Origin of the sequence: Streptomyces rishiriensis (assembly GCF_030815485.1) — a bacterium.
Taxonomy (GTDB): Bacteria; Actinomycetota; Actinomycetes; order Streptomycetales; family Streptomycetaceae; genus Streptomyces; species Streptomyces rishiriensis_A.
In genome coordinates, this window is sequence record NZ_JAUSWV010000002.1 from 4,822,667 (window position 1) to 4,848,121 (window position 25,455).

Genomic DNA, 25,455 nt, shown 5'->3' on the forward strand with positions numbered 1-25,455 from the left:
GCCTCCGCCCGCGCCCGGTCGGTCACCTGTCGGCGAACTGTCGGGTGTGTCCCTTGCTTGGACGCGTGGAGCGCGGCGAGCGTTCACTTCGCGCGCGATCCGGTCCGTTCTCCGTGTTGTCCGTGCCCCGCCTGTCCTGTCCGCCCCCGTCTCTCCCTGTCCGTCCCCCCATTGATCGGAACGAGCGGTCCGAACGGTTCACGCCGCGGGAAAGTTTGTCGGCAGGACTCGTCGCGGCAGGTCAGCCGGTCTCCGGCGCCACCGTCGGCTCGTCACCGACGACGCTGCTGTAGTCGTTGTGCCAGCTGTACTCCTTCACGAAGCGGCCCCCGGTCCAGCGGTACGTGACCACGTTCTCCCCCGACGGGTCGGAGACCGGGTCGCCCTTCTCGTACACCTGCTTGGTCACCACGAGGTCGCCCCGGTCCATCTCCGCGTAGACGGGCGGCTCCTCGGCCCGGAACACGTTCCGGTAGCCGCCGTCGTCGTCGTCCTTCCGGTACACGTACGAGCCCACGCCGACGATGTCACCGCAGGTGAGCACGTTGACGATGATGTCGTCGCCGGTGCCGCCGGTGAGGTCGCCGTACGACACGTCGACCGGGTACTCGTCGCCGACGCACGGCTGCAGCTCGCGCTTGACCTCCGCCGAGACCCCGGGGTCGTCCTTGACCAGCCGGACCGCCTTCGTCCGGTCGGGGGGGCCGGTGGAGGCGTCCGACGGAGCGGTGGTGGCGCCCGCCACCGCGTCGGAGTGAGCCGGACCCTCGTCACGGGTGCCGGTGCCGCCGGTGGCGCAGGCGGAGACGCAAAGGGCGAGGGCGGCGAGCACGGACATCGCCGTGATCGCCGCCTGGATGGTGCTTCGGGCCGGTGTGGGCCCGGCCTCGGTCAGGCCGCCGCGCAACGCTCCCGCTCCTCACGCTCCAGCGCGCGTGCGTCCAGATCGCGCGCCTCCAGCTCCTCACGGAGCCGGGCGAGCGCCCGGTGCAGCGTGCTCTTGACCGTTCCTGCCGACATACCGAGGGCGGCGGCCGTCTCCTCCGTGGACATCTGCTCCCAGTGTCGCAGCACCACGACGCTGCGCTGCTTCGGAGCGAGCACCTTCATCGCGTCCATCAGCAGTGCGCGGTCGGCGTGCTGCTCGGTGGAGTCGTTCACGCAGGCGTCCGGGAGCTGCTCGGTCGGAACCTCTTCGAGCTTGCGGGCCCGCCACCACTCGGTCCTTGTGTTGATCATGACCCGGCGCAGGTAGGCGTCCGCGAGCCGCTTGTCCGCGATGCCGTCCCAACGGCCGTACGTCCGGGCCAGCGCGGTCTGGAGGAGGTCCTGCGCGTCGACCGGGTCCGGGACCAGCCGCCGCGCGCTGCGCAGCAGCGCGTCCTGCCGCGTGCGGACGTATTCCTCGAACTCGAGCACCTCGCCCTGGGCCATGGTCAACCGCCTCCGATTCCCCGTACCGGCGGACTGCCGCCGCCGGTTCACTGCTTGTGGTCTGTAGCCCTCGTGGTCCTGCCGGGTACGCGAATGAAGCTACGGAGGTGTTGTCACGGCGTTGTCCGAGGCAGCCTGCGGCCAGCGCTCAGCTGTCCGTCGGTTGTGTAACGGAAAGAGGTTTGGGGTAGAGACCCAGGCCGAATGGCTCGCTTATGGGGTGTTTCGTCCGGACGTCGGACGTGACGGAAGCCCGACGGCGGCTGTCACGAAGCTGTGTACCTGTGAACTGACCGTGCGTCAGGTCGACCTCAGGTCAGCGGCAGGCGGTACAGACCGCCCGGGAGCGGCTCCACGAGTCCGTCCGCGACGAGGCCGTCCAGCGCACGCGCGCGTTGCACCGGCTCGTGCCACACGCGGTCCAGGGCGGCCTGCGGCACGGGGGTGTGCGCTTCCCGCAGCACGGCGAGCAACTTGCCCCTGACCTGCCGGTCGGTGCCCGCGTACGTCTGGCCCCGGCGCGGGGGGCCGTCGTGCTCCGGCTTGCCCGCGAGCCGCCAGGCGCACTGTGCGGCGATAGGGCAGCGCACACACGTCTCGTTCTTCGCCGTGCAGATCAGTGCGCCGAGCTCCATGGACGCGGCGGCCCAGCGTGCGGCGGTCGGCTCGTCCTCGGGCAGCAGGGCGCGGGCCAGCTTGCGCTCGGCCGCCGTGGTGGCGTTCGGCGGGTACCGCACGCCCGTGACGGCCCGCGCGAAGACACGGCGGACGTTGGTGTCAAGGACGGCGTGCCGCTGCCCGTAGGCGAAGGAGGCCACGGCCGCGGCCGTGTACTCGCCGATGCCGGGCAGCGCGAGCAGCTGCGCGTGGCCCGACGGTACGTCGCCGCCGTGCCGTTCCGTTATCGCGACCGCCGCGCCGTGCAGCCGCAGGGCGCGGCGCGGGTAGCCGAGCCGCCCCCACGCGCGTACGGCCTCGCCCGGGGCCTCCGCGGCCAGGTCGGCGGGGCGCGGCCAGCGTGCGATCCACTGCTCGTAGACCGGCAGGACACGGCTGACCGGTGTCTGCTGGAGCATGAACTCGCTGACCATCACGCCCCAGGCGCCGGCCTCGGGGCGCCGCCAGGGCAGGTCGCGGGCGTTCTCGTCGAACCAGTCGATCACCGGGGAGTGCAGATCCGCCCCGGTGGCGTCGAGGTCGGCGCGGGCGGGGGAAGGGTGCGGGGGCTTCGTTGGCGCAGTCATGGCCCTTCCGATCCTGCCATGCGGACCGGGGCACGCGCGCGTACCGCCACTCGCCCGGGTGGGCCTCTGCGCACACGTCACGCGCGCGTGACAGCGCCCGTGGCCAGAGGTGCGACGGGTGTGATCGGCACGGCGGCGTGTCCGCGCGATCCGAAGTCGGGTACAGGGGAAACGGTTTCCGGGATGATGATCCGGAAAAGTTGCGCTCCAGGCGGCGGGTGGGGCCTGCGAAGCCGTCGATCTCTCGTACAGTTTGCGCCGTGGGATCACTGCGCAATCCGGTCGGGCCGCTTCCCTCCTCCATTTACTGGCGTCGGAGGGTCGTACTGCTGTCCGTGTTCGCCTTGTTGGCGCTCCTGACCCTGTGGGTGGTGACCTCGGGCGGGGGCGGCAAGAAGAACGGTGCCGACGGCGGCGGTGGCAAGAATCCCGCCTCCTCCATCACGCCGGGGCCGTCCGGATCGGGCCCCGCGATCAGTCAAAAGCCGGGCGGGCGCGACGAGTCGAGCGACGGCACCTCCAGTGGGTCCGGTTCCGGTTCCGGCTCGGGTTCCGGCGCGGACGGCGGCGCCGGCTCGGGTGGCTCGGGCGGTGACTCGGCGGGGGCCGGCGGTATCGACGACGGCGCCAACGGCAGCGGCAGTGGCAGCGGTGGCAGCGCCGGCACCGGCGGTACCGGTACGACGCTGCCGGCCGGGACGACCCTGCCCAACTGCACCGCAGGCGCGGTCACGTTGACCCTGCGCAGCGTCCAGAACTCCTACTCGCCCCTCCAGACCCCCACGTTCCAACTGATCGCGAAGAACGCCTCGGGGAGCGACTGCAAGGTCGATCTCGGGCCGAAGGCCGCGGTGTTGACGATCACCGAGACGGGCGGCGACGACGCCTACTGGTCGTCCGCCGACTGCCCCAAGGCGGCCGGGAGCCTGCTGTACCGGGTGCCGGCCGGGCAGAGCTTCACGTACACCGTGAAGTGGGACCGCAAGCCGAGCGCCCCGGAGTGCGCGACGCCTCCGGCGGGGGCGGCGGGAGCGGGTACGTATCTCGTGGAGGCGAAGGCTCCGGGGTTCGCCAAGGCCCAGACGTCCTTCGTGCTGAAGGCCGACTAGGTCGACCGGGCCGACAAAGCCGACAAGTGAGACCGGGCCGACAAGGTCGACAAGCCCGACACGTGAGACTCGGTCCACGAGTCGGGCTCGGTCGGCCTGGGCGGGCCGGCCCGCCCAGGCCTGCCGCTCCTGGTCAGGACCGGCCGGGCGTACCGGTCCCGTCCGGACGGGACCGGCTAGACGTACCGCTCCAGGATCGACGACTCCGCCAGCCGTGACAGGCCCTCGCGGACGCTGCGGGCCCGTGCCTCGCCCACGCCGTCCACCGTCTGGAGGTCGTCGACGCTCGCGGCGAGGAGCTTCTGAAGGCCGCCGAAGTGCTCGACGAGACGGTCGATGATGGCGCCGGGCAGCCGCGGCACCTTCGCCAGCAGGCGGAAACCGCGGGGCGAGACCGCCGAGTCGAGCGCCTCGGGTGATCCGGTGTAGCCCAACGCGCGGGCCACGGTGGACAGTTCGAGGAGTTCGGCGTGGCTCAGCGCGTCCAGCTCGTACAGCGCCTCGTCGACCGTGCGGGAGCGCTTGGCCGTGGGCTCGGGCACGTAGTCCCGGACCACCAGCTCGCGCTCCGGCTCCACGCCCGCGATCAACTCGTCGAGCTGGAGGGCGAGCAGTCGTCCGTCCGTGCCCAGTTCGACCACGTATTCGGCGATTTCGGTGGCGATGCGGCGCACCATCTCCAGACGCTGCGCCACCGCGGAGACGTCCCGGACCGTCACCAGGTCCTCGATCTCCAGCGCTGACAACGTTCCCGCGACCTCGTCCAGGCGGAGCTTGTAGCGCTCCAGGGTCGCCAGCGCCTGGTTCGCGCGGGACAGGATCGCCGCGGAGTCCTCCAGGACGCGGCGCTGTCCGTCGACGTACAGGGCGATCAGACGCATGGACTGGGAGACCGAGACGACCGGGAAGCCGACCTGCTTGCTGACCCGGTCCGCCGTACGGTGCCGGGTGCCCGTCTCCTCCGTGTGGATCATGGGGTCCGGCACCAGCTGTACGCCGGCCCGGAGGATCTTCGACAGGTCGGAGGAGACGATGATGCCGCCGTCGAGCTTGCACAGCTCACGCAGACGCGTGGCCGCGAACTCCACATTCAGGACGAACCCGCCCGTGCACATCGCCTCGACCGTCTTGTCGGAGCCCAGCACGATGAGTCCGCCGGTGTTGCCGCGGAGGATCCTCTCCAGGCCGTCACGCAGGGCCGTGCCGGGAGCCACCGCGCTCAGCGCGGCGCGCATCAGCCCGTCGGCACCGGAACTCCCACCGGACTTTCCGGGAGCTGCCGCCCGGTCGTTGGCTGCCACTGCACTCCTCCGGTCACAGGTCTGGGACGCCCCCGTTTCGCGCACTCGTTTCGTACGGACGGGCGAGACCAGGGCAAAGTCTACCGGCGCTCCTCCGCCTCCCGTGGGGCGTCTCGCCGACGGGAGCGCGGCAGGACCCGCAGGGCGTCCCCTATGTCCGCGACTTCCAGGACCTTCATGCCCGTGGGGATCTTGCCGGGATCGCCCGGCACGAGCGCGTGCGTGAAGCCCAGACGGTGGGCCTCCGAGAGCCTGCGCTGGACGCCCGTGACCCGTCTGACCTCGCCCGCGAGGCCGACTTCGCCGATCGCGACCAGGTTCTTCGGCAGCGGGGTGTCGCTCGCGGCGGAGGCCAGGGCGAGGGCGATCGCCAGGTCCGCGGCGGGCTCCGAAAGCTTCACTCCGCCGACCGTCGCCGAGTAGATGTCCCGCTTTCCCAGGGCGCTGATCTTGCCGCGCTGCTCCAGCACGGCCAGCATCATCGAGACCCGGGAGGTCTCCAGGCCGGACGTGGTGCGGCGGGGTGAGGGGATCTGTGAGTCGACGGTGAGGGCCTGTACTTCGGCGACCAGGGGGCGGCGGCCCTCCAGGGTGACGGTCAGACAGGTACCCGGGACCGGTTCGTCACGTCGGGTCAGGAAAAGTCCGCTCGGGTCGGCAAGGCCCGTAATGCCCTCGTCGTGCAGTTCGAAGCAGCCGACCTCGTCGGTGGCGCCGTAACGGTTCTTGACGCCGCGCACCAGGCGCAGGCGCGCGTGGCGGTCCCCCTCGAAGCTCAGCACGACGTCCACGAGGTGTTCGAGGAGTCGGGGGCCGGCGATCGCGCCGTCCTTCGTGACGTGGCCCACCAGCAGCGTGGACATGCCGCGCTCCTTGGATACGCGGATCAGGGCGCCGGCGACCTCGCGGACCTGGGCCATGCCGCCGGGCGCCCCGTCGATCTCCGGGGAGGCCACGGTCTGCACGGAGTCCATGATCAGCAGTGACGGTTTCACCGCGTCCAAGTGACCCAGCACGGCCGACAGATCGGTCTCGGCGGCCAGATACAGGTGGTCGTCGATGGCGCCGATGCGGTCGGCGCGCATGCGGACCTGAGAGGCCGACTCCTCACCGGTCACATACAGCGTGCGGTGTTCGTCGCTCGCCGACTTGGCCGCGACGTCCAGCAGCAGTGTCGACTTGCCCACGCCCGGCTCGCCGGCCAGGAGTACGACCGCCCCCGGCACCAGTCCGCCGCCCAGCACGCGGTCCAGCTCGGGTACACCGGTGGGACGGGCGGTGGCCGTCCGCCCGTCGACCTGGCCGATCGGCAGGGCGGACGTGGTGACGCGGCCCGGTGTCGTCGTACGGACCGCGGGCGTGCCGTACTCCTCGACCGTCCCCCAGGCCTGGCACTCGGGGCAGCGGCCGAGCCACTTGGCCGTCTGCCAGCCGCACTCCGTGCAGCGGTAGGACGGACGGTCCTTGGTGGTCTTCGTACGGGCAGCCATGGGGAAACCGTAGCCGCCACCACCGACAGCCGGACGCGCCTGTGGACAACGGGCCCGCCGGGTGCCCGTCCCGAGTGCCCCGTCGTCGCCTCGCGCGGCCCGCGCCCTACGGAAGAAGGCAGGCCCCCCTTGCGATCCGGCCACGTCCCGTCACGAACGAGCCACCGGACCTCCCTTTGCCGTCCCCTTATGGAGGATCGTTTCACCCGTACGGATTAAAAGGACTCAAGGGACAAGAAGACCTAGTTCCGCGCCGCCTACGGTCGCACGGGTGATGAGCAGCAGCCCGGAAACCTCGACCCGCACGACCGGCGCACACCGGGCGCACCGGGAGGCGCGCGACGGCGCCGCGGCGCGCACGCTCGCGCAGCGACTTCCCGCGCGCTACGAGCCCTACCTGGACGGCCTGTTCACCTACTGCCTGTCCGTCCTGTGCGACCACGAAACGGCCACCGCCGCCCTGGGAGACGTCCTCGCGTTCGCCGAACGGCGCGGCCAGCGCGGTCCCGACGCGGCGGGCGACCGCCGGGCGTGGCTGTACGCGCTGGCCCGCTGGGCGTGCCTGCGCAAGCTGACCGAGGCCAAGCAGCAACGTCAGGGTGCGCAGAAACGTCAGGCCACGCACGCCGCGGCCCGCGACGGCGCCCGTCGGCAGCCGGGCGCGAAGCCCGCGACGGCCACGAGCACCGCGGCGTCGGCAGGCCCGTCCGCCTCCGACGAGACCCGGGAGCAGCGCCGGCGTGAACTGACCCGGCTCGCCTGGCCGGAGGCCGCCGGCACCACCCCGGAACAGCGCGAGGCGCTCGAACTCGCCGTACGCCACCACCTCGCCCCCCATGAGGTCGCCGCCGTCCTCGGCAAGGACCTGGCCGCCGCCCGGGAACTGCTCGCCTCGGCAGCCTGCGAGGTCGAGCGCACCCGCGCGGCACTCGCCGTCGTCGAGACCGGCGGCTGTCCCGGTGTGGTCCGTCTCACCGGCGAGAACCAGCTGGTGCTCAGCGCCGCCCTGCGCCGCGAGCTCGTCCGGCATGTCGACGACTGCCCGCGCTGCCGCCGGGCCGCCGAGCGCGCCGTGCCCGGCCGCTGGCCCGGCGCCGGTGTCACCCCCGCCGAGCTGCCCGTCCTGCCGGCGCCCCGCGCGGAGCTGCACAGGGCCATGACGCACCTCCCGCGCGCGCGGGGAGCCGCCGCGCCGCGCTACGACCGGCGGGGCTTTCCGATGGATCCCAAGGACCGGGCCGCCCGCCGCGAGCGGCTCCGCGCGCGTGCCGTCACCACGACCGTGGTCGCCACCGTCGTCGCCGCTCCCGTGCTCGCCCTGTGGGCGGCCTACCGGGGGACACCGACGGGGGAGGGGGCCGAGGGCCGCTCGGCCAGCGCCAGCGAGGCGCACGGCCCGGACAACCTCGACGGCGAGACGGTCGGCGGCTACGAGAACGCGGGAAACGCCAGCACCCGCCCCGGCGCCGGCCTCCCCAAGGGCGACGGACCGGATGTCTCCGTCGAGGTCGTCAGCGTCACGGGAGTCGGCCGAGGCGCCGCAGGCAAGCTCTCGGTGACGGCCGCCAACACCGGTGACACCACCCTCATCACCCTCACCGCGGCCGCCGACGGCGACGGGCCGGTCCGCTGGTCGGCCACCACGGCGGCCTCCTGGCTGTATCTGAGCCGCTCCACGGGTTCGCTGAAACCCGGCGAGTCGGTGACGGTCAAGGTGTACGTCGACCATCTGCGCGAGCCCTCCGGCCACTGGCACGCGCGCGTGGCCGTCGCCCCGGCGGGCGCCGTCGTCTCCATCGAGGGCTACGGCAGGGCGCCCGTCCCCTCGGACCCGGGCAACGGTCCCGGTCCGGGCGGCCCCGGCGGTCCGCCCCCGTCGTCCGACCCGGAGCCCACGCCCACGGCGCCGTCCTCCCCGGACCCGACTCCGACCGATCCGCCGTCCTCTCCCGACCCGGAGCCCACGTCGGGCGAGCCGTCGCCGACCGCCTCGGAGGACTCGACCCCGCCGTCCGACGACAGCGACCCCCCGAGCCCGCAGACGTCGTAGGGGACGGCAGCCGCAGACGTCACAGCACCGCGGACGGCCGGGACCCGGCCGTCCGCAGGTGTCGACGAATACTCCGGAACGTCGGCCGGTCAGCCCGTCGCCCGTCAGCCCGACGCGGTCGGCGGACCCGCCGGGTCCGCCGGATGCGGGGCCAGCAGCGGGAGCTGTGAGGAGAGGCGCTGTTCGCACAGCTCGACCAGGCGGTCGTAGCCGGCCTTGCCCATCAGCTCGGTCAGCTCCGGACGGTAGGAGACGTACACCGGGTCGCCGGCGCCGTGTGCCGAGGTCGCGGACGTGCACCACCAGTGCAGGTCATGGCCGCCCGGGCCCCAGCCGCGGCGGTCGTACTCACCGATCGAGACCTGGAGCACGCGCGTGTCGTCGGGCCGGTCGATCCAGTCGTAGGTCCGGCGCACCGGCAGCTGCCAGCAGACGTCCGGCTTGGTCTCCAGCGGCTCCCGGCCCTCCTTGAGGGCCAGGATGTGCAGCGAGCAGCCCGCGCCGCCCGCGAACCCCGGGCGGTTCTGGAAGATGCACGAGCCGTTGAACGGGCGGGTCTGGCGGGAACCCTCGTCGTCCTCCGAGACCCAGCCGTCCCGGACGCCCTCGTCGTGGTGCTGCCAGATGTCGGGCGTGAGCCGCGCCACGTGTCCGGCGACGCGCTTCTCGTCGTCCTCGTCGGAGAAGTGGGCGCCCAGCGTGCAGCAGCCGTCGGCCGCGCGGCCCGGCTGGATGCCCTGGCAGCCGCTGCCGAAGATGCAGTTCCAGCGAGAGGTGAGCCAGGTCAGGTCGCATCGGAAGATCTGCTCGTCGTCCGCCGGGTCGGGGAACTCCACCCACGCCCGCGCGAAGTCCAGACCCTTCTCGTCCGCGGCCGGAGCCTTCGCCGCCGACGCCTGCACTGTCGCCGCCTGGGCCTTGTTCGACTTCTTCGGTGGCTTCACCGGCTTCGCCCGCGAAGAACCGTCGGTCGATTTGTCGGTCTTCGCCTTGTTCGTCTTTGGCACTTGTCCAGGGTAAGTCGCCGGCAGCCGCTTCGGGCACGGCCAGGGGCGCTGTGGGCAGTAGCGTTCCCTACATGAGACTCGGTGTCCTCGACGTGGGATCGAACACGGTGCATCTTCTGGTGGTGGACGCACACCCCGGTGCGTGCCCCCTGCCCGCGCACTCGCACAAGGTGGAACTGCGCCTTGCCCAACTTCTCGACGAGGACGGCGCGATCGGCCCCGAGGGCGTCGACAAACTCATCGCCGTGATCCAGGAGGCGCTCCAGGCCGCCGAGGACAAGGGCGTGGAGGACCTGCTGCCGTTCGCGACCTCCGCCGTGCGCGAGGCCAGCAACGCCGACGACGTCCTCGCGCGCGTGCAGGCCGAGACCGGCGTCGAGCTCCAGGTCCTCGCCGGCGCCGAGGAGGCCCGGCTCACCTTCCTCGCCGCCCGCCGCTGGTTCGGCTGGTCCGCCGGGAAGCTGCTCGTCCTGGACATCGGCGGCGGCTCCCTGGAGATCGCCTACGGCATCGACGAGCAGCCCGACGCGGCCGTCTCGCTGCCGCTCGGCGCCGGCCGGCTCACCGCGGGCTGGCTGCCCGGCGACCCGCCCGACGCCGAGGACATACGGGCTCTGCGCCGCCACGCCCGTGCGCAGATCGCCCGGACGGTGGGGGAGTTCAAGCGCTTCGGCGCCCCCGACCACGTCGTCGCCACCTCGAAGACGTTCAAGCAGCTCGCCCGCATCGCCGGAGCCGCGCGTTCCCTCGAGGGCCCGTACGCCCAGCGGCAGCTCAAGCGGGAGTCGCTCGAGGCCTGGGTGCCCCGCCTGGCCGGCATGACCACGGCCCAGCGGGCGGAACTCCCGGGCGTCTCCGAGGGCCGCGCCGGCCAGCTCCTCGCGGGTGCGCTGGTCGCGGAGGGCGCGATGGACCTCTTCGGCGTCGAGCAGCTGGAGATCTGCCCCTGGGCGCTCAGGGAAGGCGTCATTCTGCGCAGACTCGATCACATGGCGTCGGAGTGACGGGCGTGCCGGGCACGCGGTCGTGACGGGGCCGGCTTCGGCGCGCGGGGCGCGAGCGACCAGGGCGTACACCCACCCGCCGGTGGCGAACACCACAACGGCGGCCGGGGCCCCGCACCCGGGCGACCGCACCCCGTAACCTGTCCCCCATGGCAGAGCCAGTCGTGCGGATCCCGGACGCGAAGGTCGCCCTGTCGACGGCCTCGGTCTACCCGGAGTCGACGGCGACGGCCTTCGAGATCGCCGCGCGCCTCGGATACGACGGCGTCGAGGTCATGGTCTGGAACGACCCCGTCAGCCAGGACATCGACGCGCTGCGCAGACTCAGCGACTACCACCGGATCCCCATCCTCGCCGTCCACGCCCCCTGCCTGCTCATCACCCAGCGGGTGTGGTCGACCGACCCGTGGACCAAGCTCCAGCGGGCCCGCGCGGCGGCGGAGAAGCTCGGCGCGTCCGCGGTCGTCGTCCACCCGCCGTTCCGCTGGCAGCGCCAGTACGCGCGGGACTTCGTCACCGGCATCTGGCGGATGGCGGACGAGACGGACGTACGGTTCGCCGTCGAGAACATGTACCCCTGGCGCTACCGCGACCGCGAGATGCTCGCGTACGCGCCCGACTGGGACGTCACGAAGGACGACTACCGGCACTTCACCATCGACCTCAGCCATGCCTCGACGGCCCGCGCGGACGCGATGCAGATGATCGACCGCATGGGCGACCGCCTGGGCCACGTCCACCTCGCCGACGGAAACGGTTCGGCCAAGGACGAGCACCTGGTCCCCGGCCGTGGCGCCCAGCCCTGCGCCGAGCTGCTGGAACGGCTCGCGCTGACCGGCTTCGACGGGCATGTCGTCATCGAGGTCAACACGCGGCGCGCGATGTCGAGCGCCGAACGTGAGGCCGACCTGGCGGAGGCGCTGGCCTTCACGCGCCTGCACCTGGCCTCCGCCTCGTCGACGGCCTCGTCGGCTCCGTCCCCCGGGGCGAAGGTGCCCCGCCGATGACCGGCGTCACCGCCCGCAGGCGCGGCCGCCCCCCTCGTACGGAGTCGGCCGACACCCGGGACCGCATCCTGACGGCCGCCCGCGAGGAGTTCTCCGAGCGGGGCTACGACAAGACGTCCGTCCGCGGTATCGGGAAGGCCGCCGGGGTGGACCCGGCGCTGGTGCACCACTACTTCGGCACCAAGGAACAGATCTTCGAGGCGGCCATCGAGGTCGCCTTCGCCCCCGCGCTGAACGCCCCGGAAGCGGTCGCCGACGGCCCGTTGGACGAGGTCGGGGAGCGGCTCGCCCGCTTCCTCTTCGGTCTCTGGGAGAACCCCACGAGCCGTAAGCCCCTGCTGGCCATCGTGCGTTCCGCCGTGAACAACGACACCGCGGCCGCCGTCTTCCGCCGCCTGGTCGCCTCCCAGCTGCTGCGCCGGATCGCCTCCCAGGTCGATCTGCCGGACGCCGAGCTGCGCGCCGAACTGGCGGCCGCGCAACTGGTGGGCTGCGCGATGCTGCGGTACGTGATCAAGGTGGAGCCGCTGGCCTCGGCGGACCTGGAGCTGATCATCGCGCGCGTGGCGCCGGTCGTGCAGGGGCACCTGACCGGACCGTGAGCCACGCCCCGAGGGTGAGACATATGTCCCGCCATACGGACACCGTGTCCGACACCTGGATGACCGGCGTACGCTCGTTAGCAGTCAGAAGTCTCTGATCGCAGTCTCTGAAGGAGCGAGCGACGATGCCCGAGCTGAGGTCCCGCACAGTCACCCACGGCCGCAACATGGCGGGCGCCCGCGCCCTTATGCGCGCCTCCGGTGTACCCGGTGCGGACATCGGCCGGAAGCCGATCATCGCGGTGGCGAACAGCTTCACCGAGTTCGTGCCCGGCCACACGCACCTGCAGCCGGTCGGCCGGATCGTCAGCGAGGCGATCACCGCGGCCGGCGGCATCCCGCGCGAGTTCAACACGATCGCCGTCGACGACGGCATCGCGATGGGCCACGGCGGCATGCTCTACAGCCTGCCCTCCCGCGACCTGATCGCGGACAGCGTGGAGTACATGGTCGAGGCGCACTGCGCCGACGCCCTGATCTGCATCTCCAACTGCGACAAGATCACGCCGGGCATGCTGAACGCCGCCCTGCGCCTGAACATCCCCACCGTCTTCGTCTCCGGCGGCCCGATGGAGTCCGGCCGAGCCACCCTCGTCGACGGCACCGTCCGCACGCTCGACCTGGTCGACGCGATGTCCGAGGCCGTGAACGAGAAGATCTCGGACGAGGACATCCTCCGCATCGAGGAGAACGCCTGTCCGACCTGTGGCAGCTGTTCCGGCATGTTCACCGCCAACTCGATGAACTGCCTGACCGAGGCCATCGGCCTCTCCCTCCCCGGCAACGGCTCGGTGCTGGCCACCCACACGGCCCGCAAGGCGCTGTACGAAACCGCGGGGCGCACGGTGATGGACATCACCCGCCGCTACTACGAGCAGGACGACGAGACGGTCCTGCCCCGCAACATCGCCACCACGGCGGCCTTCGAGAACGCGATGGCCCTCGACATCGCGATGGGCGGCTCGACCAACACGATCCTGCACCTCCTCGCCGCCGCCCAGGAGGCGGGCGTCCCGTTCGGCCTGGAAGAGATCAACGAGGTCTCGCGCCGCGTGCCCTGCCTGGCGAAGGTCGCGCCGAACGTCGCGAAGGACCGCACGTACTACATGGAGGACGTGCACCGCGCCGGCGGCATCCCCGCCCTCCTCGGCGAACTGCACCGCGCGGGCCTGCTCAACGAGGACGTGTTCTCGGTCCACAGCCCGTCCCTGGCGGACTGGCTCAAGACCTGGGACGTCCGAGGCGGCTCCCCCTCGCCCGAGGCGCTCGAAATGTGGCACGCGGCCCCCGGCTGCGTCCGCTCAGCCGAGGCCTTCTCGCAGTCCGAGCGCTGGGAGGCGCTGGACGTGGACGCCGAGGGCGGCTGCATCCGCTCCGCCGAGCACGCCTACAGCAAGGACGGCGGCCTCGCGGTGCTGCGCGGCAACCTCGCCGTCGACGGCTGCGTGGTCAAGACGGCCGGCGTCGACGAGTCGATCTGGACCTTCGAGGGCCCGGCGGTCGTCTGCGAGTCGCAGGAGGAGGCCGTCGAGAAGATCCTCAACAAGCAGGTGACGCACGGCGACGTCGTCGTCATCCGCTACGAGGGTCCCAAGGGCGGCCCGGGTATGCAGGAGATGCTCTACCCGACGTCCTTCCTCAAGGGCCGCGGCCTCGGCAAGACCTGCGCCCTGATCACCGACGGCCGGTTCTCCGGCGGCACCTCGGGCCTGTCGATCGGCCACGCCTCGCCCGAGGCGGCCTCCGGCGGCACCATCGCCCTCGTCGAGGACGGCGACCGCATCCGCGTCGACATCCCGAACCGCACGATCGAGCTCCTCGTCGACGACGCCGAACTGGCGCGGCGCGAGGCGGCCCTCGGCGGCGTCTACGCCCCGAAGAACCGCGAGCGCAAGGTGTCCGCCGCCCTGCGCGCCTACGCCGCGATGGCGACGAGCGCCGACAAGGGCGCGGTGCGGGACGTGTCGAAGCTGGGCTGACGCCACCCGGCAGCCCGTCCGGGCAAGCGCTGAGGTGAGGGCCGTCTCCACGGTACGGAGGCGGCCCTCGGCGCGTCGTACGACCAGCCCGCCGTGAGCAGTCTCCTCGCAGCCGGCTCCCACCGGTCCGCTGTCACCGGCCGCTGTCACCGGCCCGCTCTCACCAGTCCGCCGGGTTGCGGCCGTCCACGGCGAAGACCGTTCCGTCGGGGGCGCCGGCGTAGACGTGGCCGTCGACCGCCTCGGGCGCGGGGAGTGTGGCCACCACCTCGTCCGAGTTGGCGCCCAGCCGCAGCGCGGTCTGCCCGACGAGCTTGCCCTTCTCGGCATCCACGGCGAGGAGCCGCCCGTCGGCGGCGCTGAAGTAGACGTGGTCCCCGTCGGCGGCGGGCACCGAACCCCGGCTCACCGCCGTCTGGAGCGACCACACCTGCTTGCCCAGGACCGTGTCGACGGCCACGAGCGATCCGTCGAAGGCCAGGAGATAGACCCGGTCGCCCTGCACGGCGGCCCGTGCCTCCACAAGCCCGACGCCCAGCCTCACCCGCAGCGACACCTTGTCCTGCGGGTAGTAGCGGACCACGGCGTCGACCGTGCCGTAGTCGTCGCCCTGGGACAACAGGACGAGGCTGCCGTCCGCGGTGCCCACGAGACGCATCGTGCCGCTGAGCCGCTCGTCCCACCGCACCTTCCCGGTCGTGGGATCCACGGCCGTGATCCGGGTGTACCCGTCGTCCGACGTGCTCGACGCGTACGCCAGCGGATCCTTCGGGAACGCCGTGAAGTACGGCTCGCTCAGCCCCGGGATGCGCCGGCTCCACATCGACTTGCCCGTCGCGGCGTCCACCCCGGTCACCGTGTCGTCGGCGGCGGTCAGCAGCAGGGTGCCGCCGACGCTCCGGACACCCGGGTAGTCCGCCAGATCGCGCTGCCAGCGCGTGGCACCCGACGCCGGGTCGAGCGCCTCCAGCCGCTTGCCCGAGTGCGTGATCACCTGAGCCAGTCCGCCCGCGAGCACCGGAGCCTGGCTCGGCCCGTCGTCGTCGGTGAGGACATGCCGCCACAGCACCCGGCCGTCGGACGCGTCCAGCGCCGACACCAGCCCCGACTGGACACAGAGCAGTCGTCGCGCGTCGTAGGCGCACTGGGGCATGCCGCCCGTGCCCGTACCGGTACCCGCGCCGGTAGTGCCCTTCACCGGTCGGGTGCTCCAGGGGGTGAACGCCGGCGACGCGGACTGCGAGCCGCCCGCTACACCCCGGGCGTCCCGCCCCGATTCGTCCGCGCCGGGCAGCTGCGTGGCGAGGACCGTCCCGCCCGAGAGCACGACGACCAGTGCGCCGACCGCCAGCGCCACCCGCCGGCGCCGGCTGCGCGGCCGCGCCTCCGCCGGAGCCGCTGCCCGCGAAGGCCCCTCCGGCCCCTCGGACCCCGGCTCCGCCCCGGCCTCCTCCAGCACCCGCTGTGCCGGTATGAACACCTGCGTGTCGTACGAGGCCGCCACCGACCGCAGTTCCCGCATCAACTCGTCCGGCGTGGGCCGGTCCTCCGGCTCCTTGGCCAGACAACGCACCACCAGCGGCGCGAGGTTCTCCGGTACGCCGGTCAGATCCGGCTCGTCGTGCACGACCTGGTAGGCGACGACATACGGGCTGTCGGAGTCGAACGGCCCGCGTCCCGTCGCCGCGTGCACCATCACCGACCCGAGCGCGAAGATGTCGGCGGCCGGCCCCACCTCACGCGGCCGCCGGAACTGCTCCGGTGCCATGAACGGCGGCGTGCCGATCAACTTGCCTGTCTCAGTGCGCAGTTCGCTGTCCTTCGGCCGGGAGATACCGAAGTCGATGACCTTCGGCCCGTCCTCGGCCAGCAGGACGTTGCTCGGCTTCAGATCGCGGTGCACGACGCCGACCCGGTGGATGTCCCGCAGCGCCTCCGCCAGCCCGGCCATCAGCCGCCGCAACTCACCCGAGCTCATCGGCCCGTTCCGCTTCACCTGTTCCGCGAGCGTCGCACCGGGAATGAACAGGGTCGCCATCCAAGGCCGTTCGGCCTCCGGATCGGCGTCGACGACCGGTGCGGTGAACGCCCCGCTCACCCGCCGAGCGGCGGCCACCTCCTGGCGGAAACGGCCCCTGAACTCAGGATCCAGGGCGAACTGGGCATGGACGACCTTCACCGCGACCTTCATCCCGGAGGTGCTCCGGGCCAGGTGCACCACGCCCATGCCACCGGAGCCCAGGCGTTCCTCCAGGCGGTAGTGGCCGGCGTACTCCGGAAGTTCCGCTTCCGCGCCCGCCCCGGTGTTGCGCTGTGGCGACATGGACCACCCCCGTGCTGTTCAACCGCGCGCGCGACGCACGGAGCCTAGTCGATGACTCCTACGGGACCGAGGCGGCTTGCTAGCCTCCGTGTGCGAATTCTGCACATGTGTTTCATTGTGTGTTTCAGGGGAATCAACGTGACCCCATGGCAGTCATGGGGTTCGACGGGGGAGGTTTTTCATGTCTGTTGACCGCGTGGAAGAGGTCGCGAGCGGCGAGACGGCGGAGGCCGTCACGACGGCCGCGGCGGCTCTCACCTACTACCCGGTCGCCCCGGGCGTCCGACTGAACGTCCGCAGTGGCCCGGGTACGAGCTACCCGGTCGTCAGGGTCTTGTCCGAGGGCACGAAGGTCCCGATCTTCTGCCAGACCCCGGGCACTTCGGTGACCGGCCCGTACGGCACGACGAACATCTGGGACAACATCGCCGACAGCCAGTTCGTCTCGGACGCGTACGTACGGACAGGCAGCGACGGCTACGTAGCCGCCCGCTGCGCCTGACGCCGAGGCAGACGCCGACGCCGGCGCCGATTCGGGCTCGGACCGGTCTCGAATCCGGACCGGTCCCAGCCCGAATCGGGCTCGCATCCGGACCGGGCTCGAATCGGGACCGGCGTCTGATCCGGACGTCTGATCCGGACGGAATTCGGGCTCGGCTCGGACTCGGACCGCACCGGTCTTCGGCCTTCGCGGGCCGTTGACCGGTCTCGGATCGGCCTTGGACGGGCCTTGGATCCGTCTCCGACCGGTCTCGGATCCGTCTTCGACGGGCCCAGCGGCAGCTCACCCGGGAGCCCGCCTCCGGCCGGAGTCGTACCGGAGCCATAATCGTCCCGTGAGCGACGAAAACGGCACCCCGGACTCCTCGGCCGACACCCCGGACATCTCGGCCGACCTCCGGGACACCCCGGCCGGCGCGGCGGGCGCCCCCACCGGCGTGCCCATCGGCCGACCGGGAAGCCCCGCCGGTGACGGTCCTCGCCCCGAGCCCCTCCGCTTCTTCGGCACCACCTGGGTGGACCACGACCCCGGCCCGCAGGGCTACACGGCCCGTCGTGTCGCCGTGGCCGTCGGCTCCCTGGCCGCCGCAACCGTCTCCTGCTTCGTCCTCCGCTTCGCCTACGACGGTGTCGCGATCGCCGACCTGGGCAGCTTCGTGACGCTCCTCATCGTCGTGATGTTCGCGGTCTGCACCGCACTGGCCTTCCGCCACACCTGGGAGAGCTTCGGCAAGCGCCCCGACCCCGACCGCCAGGCGTCCCTGCGCGGTCTGCTTGCCGTCGGCTTCGTCGGATCGCTGCTCGCGTACTTCTTCCGCACCCTCACCGAGGCCCCCGGCGAGAGGCTCCACCGTGAGGAGTACGACGCGGCGCGCGACCGGTACGAACGCCGCTCCACCCGCCGCACCGGCAACCCCTCGAAGAAGCGCCGCCGCAGCTGAACTCCCGCACCGCCGCAGCTGACCTCCCCACCCGGACCGGCTGTCGCCGGGGGCGCAGAGCGCGGCGCCTCGGGCCGGCCGGCGTGCAAGTGGGTAGTCCCGGCGCTTCAGTAGCCGCGATAGTCCCGAAAGCCCAGTAGCCAGTCCCCAAAGCACCGGTAGCCCCTACCAGCCCCCGTCGCCACGACCGAGTCGGCCCACAGACCTGCCCCCGGACGGACCGAACGGAACCAAGCGGACCGGACCCGACCGAACCCGGCCGAACCCGACCGGACGGAGCCGAACCGGCCGGAGCCGAACCGGAACCTGTTTCCCCTTCCCCTCCGCCCCCGGCCACCATGGCCCCATGACGGCCTCCTCCGACACTCCCTCGCACACCACCCGAGCCCACTCCTTCAACTCGGCCGCGGCCCAGTACGCCGCCAACCGCCCGTCCTACCCGGCCGCCCTCCTCGACACGATCGAGGACCTCGCCGGCCGTCCCCTCGCCGGAGCGCGGGTCGCGGACGTCGGGGCGGGCACCGGCATAGCGACCGCCCTCCTGCACGCCCGCGGCGCCGACGTCATAGCCGTCGAGCCCGGGGACGGCATGGCCGCGCAGTTCCGCCGCGCGCTCCCCGACGTGCCGGTCGTCCGGGGCGACGGCAACCACCTCCCGCTGGCCACCGCCTCCCTCGACTTCCTCACCTACGCCCAGTCCTGGCACTGGACCGACCCGGCCCACTCGGTTCCGGAGGCCCTGCGCGTCCTTCGCCCGGGCGGCGCGCTGGCGTTGTGGTGGAACACCGCCGCCCTGGACGTGCCCTGGCTCGCGGAGGCGGCCCAGCGCGTCGACCGGTACTTCGGGGAGAGCACCCCCGCGAACAGCAAGAACGTGAACGCCCGCGTCGTCGACCCGACCGGCCGTCTCGGACTGACCCGCCGTGAGGTCCGCTGGAGCCGCCGCGTCCCCGTCGACACGCATCTGGCCAATATCAGCAGCCACTCGCTGTTCCTGGTCCATGGCGAGGAGGTGAGCACCGCCTTCCTCGCCGAGGAGCGCGACCACCTGATGCGGGCCTTCCCCGACGGACTCGTCGAAGAGGTCTACGACGTCATCCTGCTGCTCGCGACGAGAGCCTGACCGCCCGCGGCGGCCCACCCCTCCAGGGCCGCCGCACAGGTGTGATCCACAGGCCGCAGCCCGACCGACTCCAGCCGCACCGCGGGGTCGTGAGGCAGCGCGTCCAACGCGTCCATGAGTTCCGGCAACCGCAGCAACGTCGCATGCCCCCGTACCCGTACGGCGAGCCCGGCGTCTCCCCGGTCCTCCGTCTCGACGTGCACATGGCTGGTCTCCCACGCTGTCTCCCACGCAGTCTTCGCCACGGCCGGCGCCGGCCCGACCAACACCCCCTCGAACAGGTTCCCCACGACGATCGCCGCCGCCGTGACTCCGAGTGCGACGGCCTTCGCCCGCTGCCCGCGCCACACCTGCCGTGCCTCCCGCCAGGGCACGAGCCTGCCGCCGACGTACCCCAGCAGCCCGGCCCAGGCCGAGACCGGAACGGCTCCGACCACCTACGGCACGCCCTTCCGTGCCTGCCCCACACCCCTCCGTGCCTGCACCACCCTCCGGGCGCCTGCACCGTCTCGCCCCCCCCGGGGACCCACACCACCCCCACCCGCCCAAGCCACTTGACGCCTCTACACACCCCGGAGCATTATTCATCACATGATGAATTCTGCATCGGATCCTCGTCCGCCCGGGGAGGACGCGACCCAGGCCCCGCCCGCCCCGCCCGCCGTACGCGCCGAGAACCTGACCGTCGTCCGAGGCCCCCGCACAGTCCTGCGCACCCTCGACTTCACCGTCCCGCGCGGCCAGATCACCGGCCTGCTGGGCCCCTCCGGCTGCGGCAAGTCGACCCTCATGCGCTCGATCGTCGGCACCCAGGACAAGGTCACCGGCACCCTCGACGTCCTCGGTCACCCCGCGGGCCACCCCGCCCTCCGCACCCGCGTCGGCTACGTCACCCAGGCGCCGTCCGTCTACGACGACCTGACGATCCGCCAGAACCTCGATTACTTCGCCGCGATCCTCGACCCGGGCCGAGCGGCGGCGGACCGCCGCCATGACAACGTCACGCGGGCCATCGCCGACGTGGACCTCACCACCCACGCCGACGCCCTCGCCGGCAATCTCTCCGGAGGCCAGCGCAACCGCGTCTCGCTGGCCGTGGCCCTCCTGGGCACCCCGGAACTCCTGGTCCTCGACGAGCCGACCGTCGGCCTGGACCCGGTCCTGCGCCGCGACCTGTGGAACCTCTTCCACGACATCGCCGCCACCCGGGGCGCGACCCTGCTGATCTCCTCCCACGTCATGGACGAGGCCGAGCGCTGCCATCGTCTGCTCCTCATGCGCGAGGGCGAGATCCTCGCCGACGCCACCCCGGACGCCCTGCGCACCCGCACCGGTGCCGACACGGTCGAGTCGGCCTTCCTGCACCTGGTGGACGCGGCGACAGCGGCAGCCCGCACGAAGGAGACCGACGCGAAGGAGACCGGCACGGACACGAAGGAGACCGACCCGGAGGAGAAGCGCACGAACGAGACCCGCACGAAGGAGACGACCCGATGACCAGGAACGCGACCACGACCACCACAACGACCACGACCGCCACCCTGGCTCCGGCTTCCGCTCCGGCTCCGGCCCCCGCGCCCACCACCAGCGCCCTCAGCCTCTCCCGCACCACCGCCACCGCGGCCAGGGTCCTGCGCCAGCTGCGCCACGACCCCCGCACCATCGCGCTGCTGATCCTCATCCCCTGCGTGATGCTGTTCCTGCTCCGCTACGTCTTCGACGGCAGCCCGCGCACCTTCGACAACATCGGCGCGTCCCTCCTGGGTGTCTTCCCGCTGATCACGATGTTCCTGGTCACCTCCATCGCCACCCTGCGCGAACGCACCTCGGGCACCCTCGAACGCCTGCTCGCCATGCCCCTCGGCAAAGGCGACCTGATCGCCGGCTACGCCCTCGCCTTCGGCGCCCTCGCGATCATCCAGTCGGCCCTGGCCACCGGCCTGGCGGTCTGGTTCCTGGGCCTGGACGTCACGGGCAGCCCCTGGCTCCTCCTCCTGGTGGCACTCCTCGACGCCCTTCTCGGCACCGCCCTCGGCCTCTTCGTCTCGGCCTTCGCGGCCTCGGAGTTCCAGGCCGTCCAGTTCATGCCGGCGGTGATCTTCCCCCAGCTCCTCCTCTGCGGCCTGTTCGCCCCCCGCGACACCATGCACCCCGCCCTGGAAGCCGTCTCCGACGTCCTCCCCATGTCCTACGCGGTCGACGGCATGAACGAGGTCCTCACTCACACCGACATGACCGCCACCTTCGTACGGGACGTGCTCATCGTCGGCGGCTGCGCCCTCCTGGTCCTGTGCCTGGGCGCGGCGACCCTGCGACGCCGCACGGCCTGACCCCTCGTTCAGGTGGCCGCGCGCTCGCGGACGAGGCCGTCCAGGGCGAAAGGGGGGTCCGGGGACGGGACGGGAAGGGGCGGCGGGGGCGAGAAAACAGCAGTCCGCCCACCGGACACCCAGGCCGACCCCCCACCCCCGGTGCGAGGATGACCACGGACGACGGACGACGCACACCTCCGGAGGACCCCGCACCATGAGCCAGAAAGTCGCAGTCCTCGGCACCGGCAAGATCGGCGAAGCTCTGCTCAGCGGCATGATCCGAGGCGGCTGGCCGCCGGCCGACCTCCTGGTCACCGCCCGCCGCCCGGAACGCGCCGAAGAACTCCGCACCCGCTACGGAGTCACCCCGGTCACCAACGCCGAGGCCGCCAAGACCGCCGACACCCTGATCCTCACGGTCAAACCGCAGGACATGGGCACCCTCCTCGACGAGCTCGCCCCGCACGTTCCCGCCGACCGACTGATCATCAGCGGAGCCGCCGGCATCACCACCGCCTCCATCGAGGAGCGCCTCACCGGCAGCACCCCGGTCGTCCGCGTCATGACGAACACCCCCGCCCTCGTCGACGAGGCCATGTCCGTCATCTCCGCCGGCACCCACGCCACCGCCGCTCACCTCGCCCACACCGAGGAGATCTTCGGCGCCGTCGGCAAGACCCTCCGCGTCCCCGAGTCCCAGCAGGACGCCTGCACCGCCCTCTCCGGCTCCGGCCCGGCGTACTTCTTCTATCTGGTCGAAGCCATGACAGACGCCGGCATCCTGCTCGGCCTGCCCCGCGACAAGGCCCACGACCTCATCGTCCAGTCCGCCATCGGCGCCGCGACGATGCTCCGCGACAGCGGAGAACACCCGGTCAAGCTCCGCGAGAACGTCACGTCCCCCGCCGGAACCACCATCAACGCCATCCGCGAACTCGAGAACCACGGCGTTCGGGCCGCCCTCATCGCCGCGCTCGAGGCAGCCCGCGACCGCAGCCGCGAGCTCGCGTCCGGCAAGAAGGACTGACCCTCGCCGGGGCGGTCACCGGCCGGCCGCCCCCACGATCTCCCCCGTGGTCGCCACCCGCGCGAACCCGCCCCCGTGCAGGGAAACCGCCGACGCCTGCGCGATCTCCTCCGCGCTCCGCCGCCAGCCGAACGGACCCTCCAGGTCGAACGTGTACGTCGCGTCGTACGCGAACACCACGTCGTATCCGAGGTTGCCGCCCATCCGCGCGGTCGTCTCCGCGCACATGTTGGTCTGAATGCCGGCCACCACGATCTGCGAGACCCCCGCCGCGGTCAGCCAGGCCCCCAGGTCCGGCGTCCCGAGGAAAGCCGAGTTCACCGTCTTGGTGAGGAACAGCTCGGCCCCGGCGCCCTTCCCGCGCCTCTCCTCCACGTACTCCTTGAACTCGTTCCCCTCGTACCCCAGCCGCAACGGCGACCCCGGCTTCACCGAGTCGTGCCGCACGAACACGACCGGCCGCCCGGTTCCCTGCCATACGTCGATGAGCGCGGCGATGTTGTCGTCCGCTCCGGGATTGTTCCGCGCCCCCCAGAAGTCCAGCTCCTCGAAACCCTTCTGCACATCGACGACCACCAGCGCTGCGTTCTCCGCGATATCCATGCCGTCGATCCTGCCGCCGGGGCCGCCCGCGCCCCAGCCGGTCAGAAGACAGCGATCGATGGTTTACTGCCAGATGTGGCCCCTGCGTACCGTGTCGCCCTCGTCGCCTTCCCCGGCATCCGCGCCTTCGACGTCTCCGTCATCACCGAGGTCTGGGGCACCGACCGCACCGACCGCGGTGCCCCCGCCTTCGACCTGCGCAGAGCGGCGACCGACAGCACCGCACCCATCCCGATGCGCGGAGGCCTGGCCCTCCTCCCCGACCGCACGCTGGCCTGGCTCTCCCGCGCCGACCTGATCCTGGTCCCCGGCCTGGACGATCACCTCACCCCCGCACCCGCCCCCGTCCTGGACGCCCTCCGACGCGCCCACGCCCGCGGCACCACCCTCGCGGCCCTCTGCGGCGGAGCCTTCACCCTCGCCCAGGCCGGCCTGCTCGACGGCCGCCGGGCGATCACCCACTGGAACCTCATCGACCTCCTCCGCACGCACCACCCCGGTGTCACCGTCGTCCCCGACGCCCTCTTCATCGAGGACGACAACATGTGGACCGCCGCCGGCACGGCCGCCGGCATCGACCTCTGCCTCCACCTGGTCCGCCGCTCCCACGGCGCCGAAGCGGCCGCGACCATCGCCCGCTCGATGGTCACCGCCCCCTTCCGCACCGGCACCCAGGCCCAGTTCATCGAGCACCCGACCCCCCGCGCCGACCGGGACGCCGACACCCTCGCCGCCGTGCGCGAACATGCCCTGCGCCATCTGCACGAGCCGCTCACCGTCGGCGATCTGGCGACGCGCGCCGGCATGTCCCCCCGCAGCTTCGCCCGCCACTTCACGGCCGAGACCGGAGCCACCCCCCTGCGCTGGCTCCTCGACCAGCGCATCGCCGCCGCCCAGAAACTCCTCGAACGCACCGACCTCCCCATGCCCGAGGTGGCCCGGCGCGCCGGCTTCGGCAGCGAGGTCACGATGCGCCAGCACTTCGCATCGCGCCTCGCCACCAGCCCACGCGCCTACCGCACCGCGTTCAGCACCCGGTCCGTGACCGGCTCCGCCGCCGGCGGGAGCAAGCCGATCGCGCGATAGGCGCTGTCCACGACCGGCCGGGCCATCGCCCGAGCCTTCGCCGCCCCGTCCCGCAGCACCCCCTCCACCCGGACGGGATCCGCGCACAGCTCCCTGTGCCTGGCCTGCACCGGCCGCAGGATCTCGACCACCGCGTCGGCCGTGTCCTTCTTCAACGCGCCGTACGACCCGTACGCACCGGCCAGCGCCTCCGGATTTCCGCCCGTGCACGCGGCGAGGATCTCCAGCAGGTTGGCGAGCCCCGGCCGCTCCTCGCGGTCGTACACGACCTCCTGCCCGCTGTCGGTGACGGCCCGCATGACCTTCCTGCGCACCACGTCGGGCTCGTCCAGCAGATAGACGATGCCCGGCCCGAAGTCATCGCTCTTGCCCATCTTCGACGTCGGCTCCTGGAGGTTCATCACCCGCGCCGCCACCGCCGGGTGCGTGGCCTTCGGCACGACGAACGTGTGCCCGTACCGCTGGTTGAACCGCACCGCCAGATCGCGCGTCAGCTCGACATGCTGGGCCTGGTCGTCGCCCACCGGCACCTCGTCGGCGCCGTAGGCCAGGATGTCCGCCGCCATCAGTACGGGATAGGTCAGCAACGACAGCCGCACCCCGCCCCCGCGCTTTCGCTCCCGCCCGGACTTCTCCTTGTACTGGATCATCCGCCGCATCTCACCGTCCGTGGCCACGCACTCCAGCAGATACGACAACCGTGCGTGTTCGTCCACATGACTCTGTACGAACACGGTGCACCGCTGCGGATCCAGTCCTACAGCCAGCAGCAGCGTCGCCGCCTGCCGACTCAGCCGGCGCACCCGCGCCGGATCGTGTTCCACGGTCAACGCGTGCAGATCGACGACGCAGAAGAGCGAGTCCGCCCGGTGCTGGTCGACCTCGGCCCACTGCCGCAGGGCGCCCAGGTAGTTCCCCAGCGTCAGATGCCCGGTCGGCTTGACCCCACTGAAGACCCGCTTCATCTCTCCACCTCTCGGTCGAGACCGCCGCTCCGGCCGGCCGACCCCTGTAACCCTGGAGGGAGAAACAAGAACGGCCGCCTGGGCGGCGGCCGTTGAGTGCATACGTGAGCACGGCCGCCGTCAGGCGGCCCACCACAGCTGGGTGCACGTACGCGTAGTCATGCCCGTCACAGTACGCCTCAGGGGCGCCCGAGGAGCATGGGTTGACACACCCCGACCGGATACGTAGTGTTCTCCGAGTTGTTCGACGTGAGCGCCGACTCCGGTCGGTCCCCGAACAGCCATTCCGCAAGTACCACCACCTCTCGACGCGCAGTCGATTCGTCTGCCGTCGTGTCGTTGGCGTG

23 protein-coding genes are annotated in these 25,455 nt (G+C 71.9%); 13 read left to right on the top strand and 10 right to left on the bottom strand.

Annotation, left to right across the window (positions count from 1 at the left end; all coding sequences use genetic code 11):
• Positions 1 to 241: 241 nt before the first annotated feature.
• From QF030_RS23965 to QF030_RS23975, 3 genes are all read right to left on the bottom strand, one after another.
• The gene (locus QF030_RS23965) at positions 242 to 907 is read right to left on the bottom strand and encodes a hypothetical protein (protein WP_307164696.1); all 666 of its coding nucleotides are present in this window, start codon (positions 905 to 907) and stop codon (positions 242 to 244) included.
• The gene (locus QF030_RS23970) at positions 892 to 1,434 is read right to left on the bottom strand and encodes a SigE family RNA polymerase sigma factor (protein WP_307164697.1); all 543 of its coding nucleotides are present in this window, start codon (positions 1,432 to 1,434) and stop codon (positions 892 to 894) included. Before QF030_RS23970 ends, QF030_RS23965 begins: the two co-directional genes overlap by 16 nt.
• 311 nt (positions 1,435 to 1,745) lie before the next feature.
• A complete protein-coding gene (locus QF030_RS23975) occupies positions 1,746 to 2,678 on the bottom strand; it encodes an A/G-specific adenine glycosylase (RefSeq protein WP_307164698.1) in 933 nt (310 codons plus the stop codon).
• A gap of 260 nt (positions 2,679 to 2,938) precedes the next feature.
• Between QF030_RS23975 and QF030_RS23980 the strand changes: the two genes are divergently transcribed.
• Positions 2,939 to 3,787 carry a hypothetical protein gene (locus QF030_RS23980; protein WP_307164699.1) on the top strand — a complete coding sequence of 283 codons (849 nt, stop codon included), beginning with the start codon at positions 2,939 to 2,941 and terminating at the stop codon, positions 3,785 to 3,787.
• A gap of 176 nt (positions 3,788 to 3,963) precedes the next feature.
• Here QF030_RS23980 and disA read toward each other — a convergent pair whose 3' ends face one another.
• The gene (disA, locus tag QF030_RS23985) at positions 3,964 to 5,088 is read right to left on the bottom strand and encodes a DNA integrity scanning diadenylate cyclase DisA (protein WP_307164700.1); all 1,125 of its coding nucleotides are present in this window, start codon (positions 5,086 to 5,088) and stop codon (positions 3,964 to 3,966) included.
• 80 nt (positions 5,089 to 5,168) lie between these two features.
• Positions 5,169 to 6,578 (bottom strand): DNA repair protein RadA, encoded by a 1,410-nt coding sequence (gene radA / locus QF030_RS23990; protein ID WP_307164701.1) that lies wholly within the window; start codon positions 6,576 to 6,578, stop codon positions 5,169 to 5,171.
• Positions 6,579 to 6,849: 271 nt separating this feature from the next.
• On the opposite strand from radA, the gene QF030_RS23995 reads away from it, so the two are divergent.
• Positions 6,850 to 8,628 (top strand): BACON domain-containing protein, encoded by a 1,779-nt coding sequence (locus QF030_RS23995; protein ID WP_444875793.1) that lies wholly within the window; start codon positions 6,850 to 6,852, stop codon positions 8,626 to 8,628.
• 104 nt (positions 8,629 to 8,732) lie between these two features.
• On the opposite strand, the gene QF030_RS24000 is transcribed toward QF030_RS23995, so the two are convergent.
• Positions 8,733 to 9,635, bottom strand: coding sequence for a hypothetical protein (locus QF030_RS24000; protein ID WP_373428797.1), 903 nt, complete (start codon positions 9,633 to 9,635; stop codon positions 8,733 to 8,735).
• A 71-nt stretch (positions 9,636 to 9,706) separates the two neighbouring features.
• On the opposite strand from QF030_RS24000, the gene QF030_RS24005 reads away from it, so the two are divergent.
• From QF030_RS24005 to ilvD, 4 genes are all read left to right on the top strand, one after another.
• Positions 9,707 to 10,639: a Ppx/GppA phosphatase family protein gene (locus tag QF030_RS24005; protein ID WP_307164703.1), complete on the top strand. Its 933-nt coding sequence runs from the start codon at positions 9,707 to 9,709 to the stop codon at positions 10,637 to 10,639.
• A gap of 149 nt (positions 10,640 to 10,788) precedes the next feature.
• Positions 10,789 to 11,646 (top strand): sugar phosphate isomerase/epimerase family protein, encoded by an 858-nt coding sequence (locus tag QF030_RS24010; RefSeq protein WP_307164704.1) that lies wholly within the window; start codon positions 10,789 to 10,791, stop codon positions 11,644 to 11,646.
• The gene (locus tag QF030_RS24015; RefSeq protein WP_307164705.1) at positions 11,643 to 12,248 is read left to right on the top strand and encodes a TetR/AcrR family transcriptional regulator; all 606 of its coding nucleotides are present in this window, start codon (positions 11,643 to 11,645) and stop codon (positions 12,246 to 12,248) included. The genes QF030_RS24010 and QF030_RS24015 overlap by 4 nt, the downstream gene beginning before the upstream one ends.
• A 125-nt stretch (positions 12,249 to 12,373) precedes the next feature.
• On the top strand, positions 12,374 to 14,227 hold the full coding sequence (ilvD, locus tag QF030_RS24020) for a dihydroxy-acid dehydratase (RefSeq protein ID WP_307164706.1): 1,854 nt from the start codon (positions 12,374 to 12,376) through the stop codon (positions 14,225 to 14,227).
• Between the two features lie 160 nt (positions 14,228 to 14,387).
• On the opposite strand, the gene QF030_RS24025 is transcribed toward ilvD, so the two are convergent.
• Positions 14,388 to 16,550: a serine/threonine-protein kinase gene (locus tag QF030_RS24025; protein ID WP_307164707.1), complete on the bottom strand. Its 2,163-nt coding sequence runs from the start codon at positions 16,548 to 16,550 to the stop codon at positions 14,388 to 14,390.
• Between the two features lie 181 nt (positions 16,551 to 16,731).
• On the opposite strand from QF030_RS24025, the gene QF030_RS24030 reads away from it, so the two are divergent.
• The 3 genes from QF030_RS24030 (at position 16,732) to QF030_RS24040 (ending at position 19,115) form a co-directional block, all read left to right on the top strand.
• Positions 16,732 to 17,052 (top strand): SH3 domain-containing protein, encoded by a 321-nt coding sequence (locus tag QF030_RS24030; protein WP_307164708.1) that lies wholly within the window; start codon positions 16,732 to 16,734, stop codon positions 17,050 to 17,052.
• A gap of 334 nt (positions 17,053 to 17,386) precedes the next feature.
• Positions 17,387 to 17,992: an EamA/RhaT family transporter gene (locus QF030_RS24035; RefSeq protein WP_373428798.1), complete on the top strand. Its 606-nt coding sequence runs from the start codon at positions 17,387 to 17,389 to the stop codon at positions 17,990 to 17,992.
• A 346-nt stretch (positions 17,993 to 18,338) separates the two neighbouring features.
• Entirely contained in the window at positions 18,339 to 19,115 is a 777-nt protein-coding gene (locus tag QF030_RS24040) for a class I SAM-dependent methyltransferase (protein WP_307164710.1), read from the top strand.
• Here QF030_RS24040 and QF030_RS24045 read toward each other — a convergent pair.
• Entirely contained in the window at positions 19,079 to 19,552 is a 474-nt protein-coding gene (locus tag QF030_RS24045) for a hypothetical protein (RefSeq protein ID WP_307164711.1), read from the bottom strand. The genes QF030_RS24040 and QF030_RS24045 overlap by 37 nt on opposite strands.
• Positions 19,553 to 19,706: 154 nt before the next feature.
• On the opposite strand from QF030_RS24045, the gene QF030_RS24050 reads away from it, so the two are divergent.
• The 3 genes from QF030_RS24050 (at position 19,707) to proC (ending at position 22,454) form a co-directional block, all read left to right on the top strand.
• A complete protein-coding gene (locus QF030_RS24050) occupies positions 19,707 to 20,612 on the top strand; it encodes an ABC transporter ATP-binding protein (protein WP_307164712.1) in 906 nt (301 codons plus the stop codon).
• Positions 20,609 to 21,445, top strand: a complete 837-nt coding sequence (locus tag QF030_RS24055) for an ABC transporter permease (protein WP_307164713.1) — start codon at positions 20,609 to 20,611, stop codon at positions 21,443 to 21,445. Before QF030_RS24050 ends, QF030_RS24055 begins: the two co-directional genes overlap by 4 nt.
• Before the next feature lie 196 nt (positions 21,446 to 21,641).
• Positions 21,642 to 22,454: a pyrroline-5-carboxylate reductase gene (gene proC / locus QF030_RS24060; protein ID WP_307164714.1), complete on the top strand. Its 813-nt coding sequence runs from the start codon at positions 21,642 to 21,644 to the stop codon at positions 22,452 to 22,454.
• A gap of 15 nt (positions 22,455 to 22,469) precedes the next feature.
• Here the strand turns inward: proC and QF030_RS24065 are convergent, their stop codons facing one another.
• On the bottom strand, positions 22,470 to 23,057 hold the full coding sequence (locus QF030_RS24065) for a cysteine hydrolase family protein (RefSeq protein WP_307164715.1): 588 nt from the start codon (positions 23,055 to 23,057) through the stop codon (positions 22,470 to 22,472).
• Between the two features lie 75 nt (positions 23,058 to 23,132).
• On the opposite strand from QF030_RS24065, the gene QF030_RS24070 reads away from it, so the two are divergent.
• Positions 23,133 to 24,143, top strand: a complete 1,011-nt coding sequence (locus tag QF030_RS24070) for a GlxA family transcriptional regulator (protein WP_307164716.1) — start codon at positions 23,133 to 23,135, stop codon at positions 24,141 to 24,143.
• On the opposite strand, the gene trpS is transcribed toward QF030_RS24070, so the two are convergent.
• Positions 24,071 to 25,108 carry a tryptophan--tRNA ligase gene (gene trpS / locus QF030_RS24075; protein WP_307164717.1) on the bottom strand — a complete coding sequence of 346 codons (1,038 nt, stop codon included), beginning with the start codon at positions 25,106 to 25,108 and terminating at the stop codon, positions 24,071 to 24,073. The genes QF030_RS24070 and trpS overlap by 73 nt on opposite strands.
• Between the last annotated feature and the right edge of the window lie 347 nt (positions 25,109 to 25,455).

What these genes read in the sequence shown, in the direction of transcription:
- QF030_RS24055 (WP_307164713.1), top strand. Translation starts at nt 20,609, where the DNA reads ATGACCAGGAACGCGACCACGACCACCACAACGACCACGACCGCCACC.
- radA (WP_307164701.1), bottom strand. Translation starts at nt 6,578, where the DNA reads ATGGCTGCCCGTACGAAGACCACCAAGGACCGTCCGTCCTACCGCTGC.
- QF030_RS24010 (WP_307164704.1), top strand. Translation starts at nt 10,789, where the DNA reads ATGGCAGAGCCAGTCGTGCGGATCCCGGACGCGAAGGTCGCCCTGTCG.
- QF030_RS24030 (WP_307164708.1), top strand. Translation starts at nt 16,732, where the DNA reads ATGTCTGTTGACCGCGTGGAAGAGGTCGCGAGCGGCGAGACGGCGGAG.
- QF030_RS24015 (WP_307164705.1), top strand. Translation starts at nt 11,643, where the DNA reads ATGACCGGCGTCACCGCCCGCAGGCGCGGCCGCCCCCCTCGTACGGAG.
- QF030_RS23970 (WP_307164697.1), bottom strand. Translation starts at nt 1,434, where the DNA reads ATGGCCCAGGGCGAGGTGCTCGAGTTCGAGGAATACGTCCGCACGCGG.
- trpS (WP_307164717.1), bottom strand. Translation starts at nt 25,108, where the DNA reads ATGAAGCGGGTCTTCAGTGGGGTCAAGCCGACCGGGCATCTGACGCTG.
- QF030_RS23975 (WP_307164698.1), bottom strand. Translation starts at nt 2,678, where the DNA reads ATGACTGCGCCAACGAAGCCCCCGCACCCTTCCCCCGCCCGCGCCGAC.
- ilvD (WP_307164706.1), top strand. Translation starts at nt 12,374, where the DNA reads ATGCCCGAGCTGAGGTCCCGCACAGTCACCCACGGCCGCAACATGGCG.
- QF030_RS24040 (WP_307164710.1), top strand. Translation starts at nt 18,339, where the DNA reads ATGACGGCCTCCTCCGACACTCCCTCGCACACCACCCGAGCCCACTCC.
- QF030_RS24005 (WP_307164703.1), top strand. Translation starts at nt 9,707, where the DNA reads ATGAGACTCGGTGTCCTCGACGTGGGATCGAACACGGTGCATCTTCTG.
- QF030_RS24050 (WP_307164712.1), top strand. Translation starts at nt 19,707, where the DNA reads ATGATGAATTCTGCATCGGATCCTCGTCCGCCCGGGGAGGACGCGACC.
- proC (WP_307164714.1), top strand. Translation starts at nt 21,642, where the DNA reads ATGAGCCAGAAAGTCGCAGTCCTCGGCACCGGCAAGATCGGCGAAGCT.
- QF030_RS24025 (WP_307164707.1), bottom strand. Translation starts at nt 16,550, where the DNA reads ATGTCGCCACAGCGCAACACCGGGGCGGGCGCGGAAGCGGAACTTCCG.
- QF030_RS24065 (WP_307164715.1), bottom strand. Translation starts at nt 23,057, where the DNA reads ATGGATATCGCGGAGAACGCAGCGCTGGTGGTCGTCGATGTGCAGAAG.